The organism is Streptomyces chartreusis, assembly GCF_008704715.1.
In the GTDB taxonomy this organism is placed as follows: Bacteria; Actinomycetota; Actinomycetes; order Streptomycetales; family Streptomycetaceae; genus Streptomyces; species Streptomyces chartreusis.
This window is the reverse complement of sequence record NZ_CP023689.1, coordinates 8642133-8653343: the sequence shown is the minus strand read 5'-3', so window position 1 is coordinate 8653343 and position 11211 is coordinate 8642133. Positions and strand designations below refer to the sequence as shown.

Here is an 11211-nt window from a genome sequence, read left to right as displayed (position 1 = left end):
CCGCCGACCGCGCGGATCACCCGGCCGTACAGGCCGTTCCATCGAGCGTGAAGGCGCCCGGCGCCGCGCTGTTGCCGGTGTGGTTCGCCTGGTAGCCGATGCTGACGCTCGCACCGGGCGCGAGGGCCGCGTTGTACGAGGCGTTCGTCGCCGTCACCGCGCCGGAGGACGGGGCGTAGGTGGCTCCCCAGCCGTTGGTGATCGTCTGGCCGGTGGGCAGGGTGAAGCCGAGCCGCCAGCCGTTGACGGACGTGAAGCTCGTGTTGGTCAGGGTCACGGAGGCGGTGAGGCCGGTGTTCCAGGCGTTGGTCGTGACGCCGACCTTGCAGGCGCCGGGCTGGGGCTGCGGGGTGGGGCCGCCGCTGTCGAGGCCGAAGAAGGTGAGGACCCGGGCGGCCATGCCGTAGCCGTAGAGGTTGTGGCCGACGCCCTGGAGGCTGATCGCCTCGACGGGGGCACGGTCACCGGTGCCGCCGTAGCGGGTGCGGGTCCAGCCGGACTGGGGCGAGTCCGTGGCGGCGGGGGTCTGGCCGACGCCCTGGACGTCGGTCCACTGCTTGATCATCTCCCCGAAGTTGGGGTAGCGCAGGACGTCGTCCTCGGTGCCGTGCCACAGCTGCATACGGGGCCGGGGACCGGTGTAGCCGGGGTACGCGGCGCGGGCGGTGTCGCCCCACTGCTGCGCGGTGCGGGTGACCGTGCCCTGGGCGCACGCGCTGTTCCACTCGGAGCCGTCGGTGGTGGCGAAGCAGCCGAAGGGAACGCCCGCGAAGGCGGCGCCGGCGGCGAACACGTCGGGGTAGTCGCCGAGCAGGACGTTGGTCATCATGGCGCCGGAGGAGATGCCGGTGACGAAGACACGGCCGGTGTCGGCGTCGTAGGTGCGCGTGGCCCAGTCGACCATGGACCTGATGCCGACCGGGTCGCTGCCGCCGTCGCGCCTGAGCGCCTGCGGCGAGGAGACGTCGAAGCACTTGCTGCTGCGGGTGACGGACGGGTACAGCACGACGAAGCCGTACTGGTCGGCGAGGGTGTCGTACTCGGTGCCGTTGTACATGTCCGGGCCGGAGCCGGTGCACCAGTGCACGGCCACCAGGATCGCGGGCTTCGCGGCCACGTTCTCCGGCACGTACACGTACATCCGCAGGTTGCTGGGGTTGGTGCCGAAGTCGGTGACCTCGGCGAGCGTGGCGGCCGGGACGGCGTCGGCCGCCTCGGTGCGGGCGCCGGCCGCCGGGGCTGCGACGAGCAGTGCCGCGAGCAGCGGCAGGAGGGCGGCGAACAGCGCCAGGAGCTGTCGTCTCACGGTCGTGCGGTAGGGGGTGGGCACGTCCCTGTCCCTTCTGATCGCGGCTCGTGGACGTCCTCTCACGTGAAAAGCATGCGAGCCATCGGGCAGGCCCGCCAGGGCATCGTGGCATGAACACGCTCATCATGGAAGCGCTCCCACGGCATCGATCAGAGAGCCCTTACCGCCGCTCCCGTCCGCGCTGGAACTGGCTGAATTCCTCCGCGCGAAGCGTTGACCAGAAAGCGCTTACCCCATACGTTCCGTTCAACAGTGTGACCGAGCCGCTCTGCAACACCCCCACATGGCCACCCTGCCCGCGCACGACGTTCTATCTGATGCACATCGTTCACGTACTTGATCGTGTCGATACTCCCCGAAGGGACGCATCCGCATGCGAACCATCCCCCCACGTGCACGCCCGCATAGAACCGCACTGGTGACGGCAGATCTCGGCGGAGCCGCGACCGAGATCCCCCGGGTCGGCGCCTTCACCTCGCCGCCCTACGGCTGCACCGCGGAGTCCGCGTCCACCGTCGCCGCCGCGGTGACGGGCGGCGCGGGCGCAGGAAAGCTCTGACCTCCCCCGAAGGAAGAACTGACCACCCCCCAACCGGAAGAAGGCATCGGGACATGACTTCACCAGCAAAGACGCGCGCCCGGCGGCGCGCGCTGACCGGCGGCCTGGCCGCACTCGGCCTCTCGTCTGTCATGATCACGACAGTAGGAGCTCCGCCGGCGAGCGCCGCGACCTGGCCGTCGGCCTCCGGCAGCCAGCCGGTGAGCTCGACCATCAAGGTGTCCGGCGTCCGGGACGGCGGCATGGTCCGCTACTACGGCAGCGGCGACCTGGCCGGCGACGGACAGGAGGAGGGCCAGGACCCGATCTTCGAGCTCGCGGCCGGCGCGACGCTGAAGAACGTCATCATCGGCGCGCCCGGCGCCGACGGCATCCACTGCGAGGGCAACTGCACCCTCCAGAACGTGTGGTGGGAGGACGTCGGCGAGGACGCCGCCACCTTCCGCGGCGGCTCCACCTACACCGTGACCGGCGGCGGCGCCAAGAAGGCCGCCGACAAGGTCTTCCAGCACAACGGGCCCGGCACCCTGAACGTCTCCAACTTCGCGGTCAGCGAGTTCAAGACGCTGTACCGCTCGTGCGGCGACTGCTCCACGCAGTACACGCGGAAGGTCAACCTCAGCAACATCGAGGTGACCGGCACGGGGTCCACGGCCCGCCTCGTCGGCATCAACGTGAACCGGGGCGACGTGGCGACGCTGCGCGGCATCACGATCCTCAACGACTCCGGCCGCAAGGTCGTCCCGTGCCAGAAGTACAACAACAACACGGCCGTCGGTACGGGCCCCGACAGCACGAACTGCCTGTACTCCAGCTCGGACATCACCTACCGGTAGCCCGCGTCAGGAGGTAGTCCCCCCACAGTGAAAGCGGCCGTCCGAAGCGCTCCCGCTCGGCGCTCCGGACGGCCGCCGTGTCGTTGCGGAAGGGCACGCGCGTGCCGCGTCGACCGGTCAGCGGCCCTCACGCGCGCGTACGTCCCGTGCCAGCTCCCGCCGGTAGTCGGCGTACGCCTCCCGCAGTCCCGCGCCGGGCCAGTCGGGCGGGAGGAGTTCGCCGGGCAGCACCGGGTCGGCGAGCAGATGGCGTACGACGGCCGCGAAGGCGGTGAAGCGGTCCGACGGCCGCCGCGCGCGGGCGACATGGGCGAGCAGGGCGTGTCCCGTGCCGGCCCAGGCGTCCAGCGGCCACAGGCTCGCGGCCAGTTCGTGCGGCGGGCGCTCGGGGCGGGCCGTGTAGTGCTGGGTCACCTGGTCGAGGCCGGCCGGCAGGGCGCGGCGCAGGTTGGCAGGCCGCAGCCAGACGCCCTCGCGGAGTTCGGCGAGCCGCAGGCGGGTCAGCTCGGTGCGCAGTTCGGCGCGTTCGGCGGCGCCCCGCCCCGTGGCGGTGACCACGACCATCTCCCAGTCGCCGCCCCAGGTCCGGGTCCCCGGGTGGACGGCGTCGTCCTGGCGCCGCTGGCGTTCCAGCAGCCGGTCGCTGAGGCCGTAGACGGTGTCCGCGCGGCGCAGGTCACCGGCCGCCGTCATCCGGCTGAGCGCCGCCCGCAGGGTCGATCCCGCGATCCCGAACGGCTCCACTGAGCTCACCAGGTCCTTCACCGGCAGCTCCGGCGGATGCAGACCAAGCAGCAGGCTGAGGACGACCGAGCGGGCGGACAGCGGACGCAGTTCCACCTCGTCGGCCTGCGGGGAGGCGTTGTTCGGCATGGCCAGGTACCTTACGTGCCGGCTCGACGTATTACAGGATTGCTGCAACCGCAGAGATGGTGCAACACTGGCGGTATGGTCTCGATACTCGCGCAGGAGCAGTCCGGGCAGTACGCCACGCACGACGTCACCAACCAGCCCCCGCCTTTGGCGCCGTACGACGCGGCGCAGGACACGGCCCTGCTGGAAGGGCTGCGCCGGGAGGGCGCCGGGTGGGCCGAGGAGGACGTCCGGCGGCTCGGTCTGCGGGCCGGGAGCGTCCAGGCCCAGGAGTGGGGTGAGCAGGCCAACCGGCACGAGCCCGAGCTGCGGACGCACGACCGGTACGGGCATCGCGTCGACGAGGTCGAGTTCCACCCGAGCTGGCACCACCTGATGCGGGTCGCGGTCGGCGAGGGCCTCGCGGCGGCGCCCTGGGGGGACGAGCGGCCCGGCGCCCATGTCGCCCGTACCGCCGGCGGGATGGTGTGGGGGCACACCGAGGCCGGGCACGGCTGTCCGACGTCGATGACGTACGCGGCCGTCCCCGTGCTGCGCCGGCAGCCCGAGCTGGCGAAGGTCTACGAACCGCTGCTGACCAGCCGGGAGTACGACCCGGGGCTGCGGGTGCCAACGGAGAAGCGGGGTCTGCTCGCGGGCATGGGGATGACCGAGAAGCAGGGCGGCTCCGACGTCCGTACGAACACGACCACGGCGTGGCCGACGGCCGAGCCCGGCGTGTACACGCTGCGCGGCCACAAGTGGTTCACCTCGGCGCCCATGTGCGACGTCTTCCTCGTCCTGGCCCAGGCGCCCGGGGGCCTGTCCTGCTTCCTCGTGCCGCGCGTCCTGCCCGACGGCAGCCGCAACACCTTCCGCATCCAGCGTCTGAAGGACAAGCTGGGCAACCGCTCCAACGCCTCCTCCGAGCCGGAGTTCGACGGCACCGTCGCCTGGCTGGTCGGGCCCGAGGGGCGGGGCGTGAAGACGATCATCGAGATGGTCAACTGCACCCGGCTGGACTGCGTGATGTCGTCGGCGGTGCTGATGCGCAAGACGCTCGTCGAGGCGGGGCACCATGTCCTGCACCGCAGCGCGTTCGGCGCCCGGCTGGTCGACCAGCCCCTGATGCGCAACGTCCTGGCCGACCTGGCACTGGAGTCCGAGGCGGCCACCACGCTCACGCTACGGCTGGCCGGAGCGGCCGACCGGGCGGTGCGCGGCGCCGACGCGGACGGGACCGAGACGGCGTTCCGCCGGATCGCGACGGCCGTCGGCAAGTACTGGGTCACCAAGCGGGGCCCGGCGTTCACCGCGGAGGCCCTGGAGTGCCTGGGCGGCAACGGCTATGTCGAGGACTCCGGCATGCCCCGCCACTACCGCGAGGCTCCCCTGCTGTCGATCTGGGAGGGCTCGGGGAACGTCAACGCCCTCGACGTTCTGCGGGCGTTGAGCCGGGAGCAGGGCACCGCCGACGCCCTCTTCGCCGAACTCACCTCGGCGCGCGGCGCGGACGCCCGGCTCGACGCGGCCGTCGTCCGGCTGAAGGACATGCTGGCCTCGGGTTCGGAGGCGGGTGCCCGCCGTCTGGTCGAGCAGATGGCCCTGGCCCTCCAGGCGTCCCTGCTGGTCCGGCACGCCCCCGCGGCGGTCGCCGACGCGTTCTGCGCGACCCGGCTCGGCGGCGACTGGGGGCACGCGTTCGGAACGCTGCCCGACTCGGCCGACGTCGACGGGATTCTGGAGCGGGCACTGCCGGCCCAGGGGTGAGGTCCGGGCGGGGGTGGGTGCCCGGCCGTCACCCCCTGGTCCGGCCGCCCCACAACGGGCCGAACCGCGCCCATTCGTAGCCCCACTGGTCGATGCGCCGGCTCTCCAGCCGGCTGCGGACGGCCCGGCCCGCGACGAAGGGGACGCACGCGGCGCAGACGCCCGCGATGCCGCCGACCAGTGCGGCCCGGGTGCGGGCCTCGGAGGGGGTCGCGGGTCTCGTCACCAGGCGGCCCTGCGGATCGGTCCAGACAGTGACGGGTGTGCCGACGCCGCTGCCGGGCTGGACGCGGGCCTGCCCGGTGTGCGCAGAGCCGTCGCGCGCGCTCCAGCGGACCTTCGCCCACACCTGCTCGCTGCTGGAGGTGGCGGGGCGCGAGTCGGCCGGGCCCGGCGCCTGTTCGGTGAGCAGGGCCACCGAGGGCCGCCACTCGACGCGTTCCCTGGCCATGCCCTGCTCCACCGTGCCGGCCGTCGCCAGGCCCGCGAGCACTCCGGCGAGGACGGTGACCACCCAGGCGGCGAGCAGCACCCAGGCCTCCACCGCGTCGGCCCGGCGCCTGAGCGGGTTGCGCCGCCAACGCCACAGCCACACCTGCGGACCACGGAACGCCATCGAAGGCTTCCTCCTCATGAGCGCACGAACATGCCCTACCGACCTCCCTCCCATACGGGAGCCGGCAGGCGGATGCTCACGGCACCTACCGACTCGACGGTGGCACGGGGCACGCGGCCCTCGCCGGCGTCTTCGCGAAACGCGCCCGCACAGTGCGGCCGGGAGCTATCATCGCCGCCCTGACCTGCGGCGTCGCCGTTTCCGGAGGTGACTGTCAGTGCCTGGGTGCAGACTGGCCCGTGTCTGAGACAAAGGCGTCGCGGAGGTGATCGGCATGACCGAGGTATTGCTCGCCGTGGGGACACGCAAGGGCCTGTTCATCGGGCGCAGGCGAGGTGACACCTGGGAGTTCGACGAGAGTCCCTACTTCAACGCCCAGGCCGTGTACTCGGTCGCGATCGACACCCGCGGCGAGCGCCCGCGGCTGCTGGCCGGCGGCGACAGCGCGCACTGGGGCCCGTCCGTGTTCCACTCCGACGACCTGGGGCGCACCTGGACCGAACCGGCCCGGCCGGCCGTGAAGTTCCCCAAGGACACCGACGCCTCCCTGGAGCGGGTGTGGCAGTTGCACCCGGCGGCCGCCGAGCCGGACGTGGTCTACGCGGGCACGGAACCGGCGGCGCTGTACCGCTCGGCGGACCGCGGCGAGACCTTCGAACTGGTCCGCCCGCTGTGGGAGCACCCCACCCGCTCGAAGTGGGTGCCGGGTGGCGGCGGTGAGGGCCTGCACACGGTGATCACCGACCGGCGCGACCCGAAGGCCGTGACGGTCGCCGTGTCGACCGCCGGAGTGTTCAGGACCGCCGACGGCGGCGCGAGCTGGGCACCGTCCAACTCCGGTGTCTCCGCGGTGTTCCTGCCGGATCCGAACCCGGAGTTCGGCCAGTGCGTGCACAAGATCGCGCAGGACTCGGCGGACGCGGACCGGCTGTATCTCCAGAACCACTGGGGCGTGTACCGCAGCGACGACGCGGGCGCCAGCTGGACCGACATCGGCGAGGGCCTGCCGTCCACGTTCGGCTTCGCGGCGGCCGCGCACCCGCACCGCGGCGAGACGGCGTACGTCTTCCCGATCAACGCCGACGCCGACCGTGTCCCCGCCGACCGCCGCTGCCGCGTCTTCCGTACGGCGGACGCGGGCAAGAGCTGGGAGCCCCTGTCGGCGGGTCTGCCGCAGGAGGACCACTACGGCACGGTGCTGCGCGACGCGATGTGCACGGACGACGCGGACCCGGCGGGCGTCTACTTCGGCAACCGCAACGGCGAGGTGTTCGCCTCCGCTGACGACGGCGACAGCTGGCGGCAGCTGGCCTCCCATCTGCCGGACGTGCTGTGCGTCAGGGCCGCGGTGATCGCATGAGTCGTGGCGGCTTACGGCCCGGCCTTGGCCACTGGTTGATCAACGCTGCCCTTACGGCAGTAGGGTGACGCCCGTGGCACCACGACCCTTGCATGAAATCGTCGAAGCGGGCTGGGCGAAGGCTCTGGAACCCGTAGCCGAACGGATCGCCGCGATGGGCGACTTCCTGCGCGCGGAGATCGCCGCGGGACGCACCTATCTGCCGGCCGGGCCGAACGTCCTGCGGGCCTTCCAGCAGCCCTTCGACGACGTACGGGTCCTGATCGTCGGACAGGACCCGTACCCCACCCCGGGACATGCCGTCGGGCATTCCTTCTCGGTGGCCTCCGACGTACGTCCGCTGCCGGGCAGCCTCATCAACATCTACCGGGAGCTCAACACCGACCTGGGGCTGCCGCAGCCGTCCAACGGAGATCTGACGCCGTGGACCGAACAGGGTGTGCTGCTGCTCAACAGGGCGCTCACCACGGCCCCGCGCAAACCGGCCGCCCATCGTGGCAAGGGCTGGGAGGAGGTCACCGAGCAGGCCATACGCGCACTCGCCGCGCGCGGCAAGCCGCTGGTGTCCATCCTCTGGGGCCGCGACGCCCGTAACCTCCGCCCACTGCTGGGCAGTCTGCCGTCGGTGGAGTCCGCCCACCCCTCCCCCATGTCGGCCGACCGCGGCTTCTTCGGTTCCCGTCCGTTCAGCCGCGCCAACGACCTCCTGGTCGGCCAGGGCGGCCGGCCCGTGGACTGGCGCCTGCCGTGACCGGCGGCGCCGGGTTCATCGCGGTCGACTCCGGCGGATCCGGCATGCGGATCGTCGTCGGCGACGTCGGCCGTGGGGTGCTGGCCCGGCGCGAGTCGCGTGAGCCCGTTCGCACCGGCGAACGGGGCATCGACGCCGGGCACTTCATGGAGCAGCTCGTGCCCATGGTGCGGGCGGCGGTGGCCGAGTCGGGCATCGCGGCGCCGGGCGCGGTCTCCGTGGGGGCCGCCGGGCTCGCCAGCCTGGGCGACGGGCTGCGTGCCGAACTGCCGGGCGCTCTGGAGCGCGAGTTCGGCATCAGGCGGGTCGCCCTGGTCGCCGATGCCGTCACCGCGTACGTGGGTGCCCTCGGGGCCCGGCCGGGTGCGGTCGTGGCGGCGGGCACGGGACTCATCGCGATCGGCACCGACCTGAAGCGCTGGCGTCGTGCGGACGGCTGGGGTCATCTGCTCGGCGACTGCGGCGGCGGTGCCTGGATCGGGCGGGCCGGGCTCGAGGCGGCGATGCGCGCGCACGACGGACGGTCCGACGGATCGCCGGCCCTGCTCGGCCGCGCGGAAGAAATGTTCGGCCCGGTGCGGGGGTTGCCCGGCAAGCTCTACCCGCGTCCGGACCGTCCCGCCGTCCTGGCCTCGTTCGCTCCCGAAGTGGCCGGCTGCGCCGACGGCGACCCGGTCGCCGCGGGCATCCTGCGGGCCGCGGCACGGCACATGGCGGACTCCGCGGCCGCGGTCTGCCCCGCCACCGGGGATCCCCAAGTCACGGTCACCGGTGGTCTGTTGAACATGGGCGCCCCTCTTGTCGCACCCCTGGACGAGGAGTTGTCGAAGCGACTGCCGCAGGCACGGCGGGTGCCGGCCGACGGGGACCCGCTACAGGGGTCGGTGCGCATCGCGACCGACCTGGCAACGGATCGGCTGACTCTGCCCAGTGACGAGGCGATGCTCTGCGTGGTGACCGAAAAAGGGGACTGATCCCGCTACGCCGCCCACTTCCACACCGCAGGTAACTCAATCAGACAAAAGCGGACGGATACCGCTCACCTGCACCCTCCCCGAACAGGGGAGCCCAAGAAGCCAGTAACATGCGTCGCCATGAGCTCCCCCACTGGGCCCGCGTCCGGCCTGCCAGTACGAATGCCGCGACCTCGTCAGCCCGGGCGGCACCGCCGACCCGAGCCGTTGGCGGCTCCCGAGGGTGCGCCCTCGCTTGTTCTCGCGGTGCCGGGCACGCCTAGCGCCGCCACCCGCGGCCTCGCCGAGGAGGTCGTGAGCATCGCCCGCTCCGAGCTCCCCGGCCTCGACGCCCGCATCGGGTACGTCGACGGTGATGACGCGGAGTTCCCCACGCTCCAGTCGGTGCTGGTGCACGCCGCCGAGGAGCGCACCGCCCGCTATGAGCAGGCGCTCGCCGCCGGCGTGGAGGCCAAGGAGCCCGAGGGCCCCGTCGCCGTCGTCGTGCCGCTGCTCGCCGGCCCGGACAGCGCGCTGCTGCGCGTCATCCGCCAGGCCGTGATGGACAGCCGTGTCGCGGCCGACCTGACCGATGTGCTCGGCCCGCACCCGCTGCTCGCCGAGGCGCTGCACGTGCGCCTGTCGGAGGCCGGGCTGGCCCGCGCCGACCGCGCCCGCCTGTTCACCGTGGCCACGGCCGCGGACGGCATCATCCTGGCGTCCGTCGGCGGCGAGGAGGCCGTGCAGGCGGCCGGGATCACCGGCATGCTGCTCGCCGCGCGCCTGGCCGTGCCGGTGATGGCGGCCGCCCTGGACCAGGAGGGCTCGATCACGGCCGTCGCCGAGCAGCTGCGGTCCTCGGGCTCGCAGCAGCTGGCGCTGGCGCCGTACCTGATAGGGCCGGAGATCGACCCGAGCCTGATCGCGGAGGCCGCGCAGGAGGCGGGCTGCTCCGCCGCCGAGTCGCTCGGCGCGTACCCGGCGATCGGCAAGCTGGCCCTGTCGATGTACACGACGGCGCTGGGCATCGCCCCGCCGCAGCCGCAGGGTACGTCGGTGCGCTGACGCGCACGTCACAGCCGTAACGCCGAAGGGCCCGCCCCGCACCGGGGACGGGCCCTTCGGCGTCCGGTCAGACTGCGGGGCCGGGTCCGAGGACCACGCAGGATGCCGCGGGCACCTCGATGGAGCCCTCGTGGCGCGGGAGGCCCCGGTCGGGGTCCAGGACGAACCAGGACACGTCGCCGGAGCGCTCGTTCGCGACGTACAGGAAACCGTCGGCCTCGGTCAGCGCGCGCGGCCAGTGCCCGGCGCAGGGCACCGTGCCGACCAGCCGCAGGTCCTCGTCCTCGACGGCGAACGTGGACAGCACGTCCTCGCCGCGGGTGGCGGTCCACACGAAGCGGCCGTCGGGCGAGGCGACGATCCCCGACGGGTAGGCGTCGCCGGTCGGGGCGCCGGGCAGCACCGGCACCTCCGTGAGCGGCTTCAGAGTGCCGTCGTCGGCGTCCCAGTGGCAGACGGTGACGGTCGGGGTGAGTTCGTTGACGACGTAGGCGTACCGGCCGTGCGGGTGGAAGGCCAGGTGGCGCGGGCCGGAACCGGGGCGCAGGGCGATCTCCCGGTGCACTTCGAGCGTGCCGTCGGTGAGGGTGCACACCCGCACCGAGTCGGTGCCGAGGTCGACGCTGACGGCCCAGCGGCCGCTCGGGTCGGGCTGCACCTGGTGGGCGTGCGGTGCCTGCTGGCGCGGCGTGTGGGGGCCGGAGCCGGTGTGCCGCAGCACGATGGGCGGGGTGTCCGCGAGGGTGCCGTCGGCGCGGACGGGCACGGCGGTGACGCTGCCGGAGCCGTAGTTGGCGGTCAGGACGTGACCGTCGAAGAGGCTGAGGTGCGTGGGGCCGCTGCCGGCCACCGGGACCGGCGAGCCGAGGAGCTCGGGCTTGGCGCCGGTCACCCGGTACGCGACCACCGTGCCGTCGGCCGTCTCGCTGGCCGCGTAGAGCGTGTCGCCGGCGGGCGACAGGGCCAGGTACGCGGGGTCGGGCACGTCACGCACCCCGCTCTGGACGGTCAGCGCGCCGTTGTCCGCGGCCACGGAAGCCGTGGTGATGCCATGGCCTCCGGCCGCCGTGAAGGACCCGATGTAGGCCCGCCTGCCCCGCCTGCCGACGTCTGCCACCGCAGTCCCCTTCCGGTCGAGTG

Annotated in this window: 10 protein-coding genes and 1 pseudogene; 7 read left to right on the top strand and 4 right to left on the bottom strand. The window is 72.8% G+C overall.

Annotated features, from left to right (window positions below; translation table 11 throughout):
• Positions 1-16: 16 nt before the first annotated feature.
• Positions 17-1330, bottom strand: a complete 1314-nt coding sequence (locus CP983_RS38320) for an extracellular catalytic domain type 1 short-chain-length polyhydroxyalkanoate depolymerase (protein WP_150504791.1) — start codon at positions 1328-1330, stop codon at positions 17-19.
• A 406-nt stretch (positions 1331-1736) separates the two neighbouring features.
• On the opposite strand from CP983_RS38320, the pseudogene CP983_RS38315 reads away from it, so the two are divergent.
• A pseudogene (locus CP983_RS38315) lies at positions 1737-1868 on the top strand (pectate lyase family protein); the annotation flags it as partial.
• Between the two features lie 53 nt (positions 1869-1921).
• A complete protein-coding gene (locus tag CP983_RS38310; RefSeq protein WP_150504789.1) occupies positions 1922-2704 on the top strand; it encodes a pectate lyase in 783 nt (260 codons plus the stop codon).
• A 117-nt stretch (positions 2705-2821) separates the two neighbouring features.
• Here the strand turns inward: CP983_RS38310 and CP983_RS38305 are convergent, their stop codons facing one another.
• Positions 2822-3577: a PaaX family transcriptional regulator C-terminal domain-containing protein gene (locus CP983_RS38305; protein WP_150504787.1), complete on the bottom strand. Its 756-nt coding sequence runs from the start codon at positions 3575-3577 to the stop codon at positions 2822-2824.
• 75 nt (positions 3578-3652) lie between these two features.
• Between CP983_RS38305 and CP983_RS38300 the strand changes: the two genes are divergently transcribed.
• On the top strand, positions 3653-5326 hold the full coding sequence (locus CP983_RS38300; RefSeq protein WP_150504786.1) for an acyl-CoA dehydrogenase family protein: 1674 nt from the start codon (positions 3653-3655) through the stop codon (positions 5324-5326).
• A gap of 28 nt (positions 5327-5354) precedes the next feature.
• Here the strand turns inward: CP983_RS38300 and CP983_RS38295 are convergent, their stop codons facing one another.
• Positions 5355-5942 (bottom strand): Rv1733c family protein, encoded by a 588-nt coding sequence (locus tag CP983_RS38295; protein ID WP_150504784.1) that lies wholly within the window; start codon positions 5940-5942, stop codon positions 5355-5357.
• 274 nt (positions 5943-6216) lie between these two features.
• Between CP983_RS38295 and CP983_RS38290 the strand changes: the two genes are divergently transcribed.
• From CP983_RS38290 to CP983_RS38275, 4 genes are all read left to right on the top strand, one after another.
• A complete protein-coding gene (locus CP983_RS38290) occupies positions 6217-7302 on the top strand; it encodes a WD40/YVTN/BNR-like repeat-containing protein (protein WP_150504782.1) in 1086 nt (361 codons plus the stop codon).
• A gap of 73 nt (positions 7303-7375) precedes the next feature.
• Positions 7376-8053, top strand: coding sequence for a uracil-DNA glycosylase (locus tag CP983_RS38285; protein ID WP_125527555.1), 678 nt, complete (start codon positions 7376-7378; stop codon positions 8051-8053).
• Positions 8050-9027: an N-acetylglucosamine kinase gene (locus tag CP983_RS38280; RefSeq protein ID WP_150504780.1), complete on the top strand. Its 978-nt coding sequence runs from the start codon at positions 8050-8052 to the stop codon at positions 9025-9027. The genes CP983_RS38285 and CP983_RS38280 overlap by 4 nt, the downstream gene beginning before the upstream one ends.
• 120 nt (positions 9028-9147) lie before the next feature.
• On the top strand, positions 9148-10071 hold the full coding sequence (locus CP983_RS38275; protein ID WP_093745061.1) for a sirohydrochlorin chelatase: 924 nt from the start codon (positions 9148-9150) through the stop codon (positions 10069-10071).
• A 67-nt stretch (positions 10072-10138) separates the two neighbouring features.
• Here CP983_RS38275 and CP983_RS38270 read toward each other — a convergent pair whose 3' ends face one another.
• Complete coding sequence (locus CP983_RS38270; RefSeq protein ID WP_150504778.1) at positions 10139-11188, bottom strand: lactonase family protein; 1050 nt, start codon at positions 11186-11188, stop codon at positions 10139-10141.
• Positions 11189-11211 lie beyond the last annotated feature (23 nt).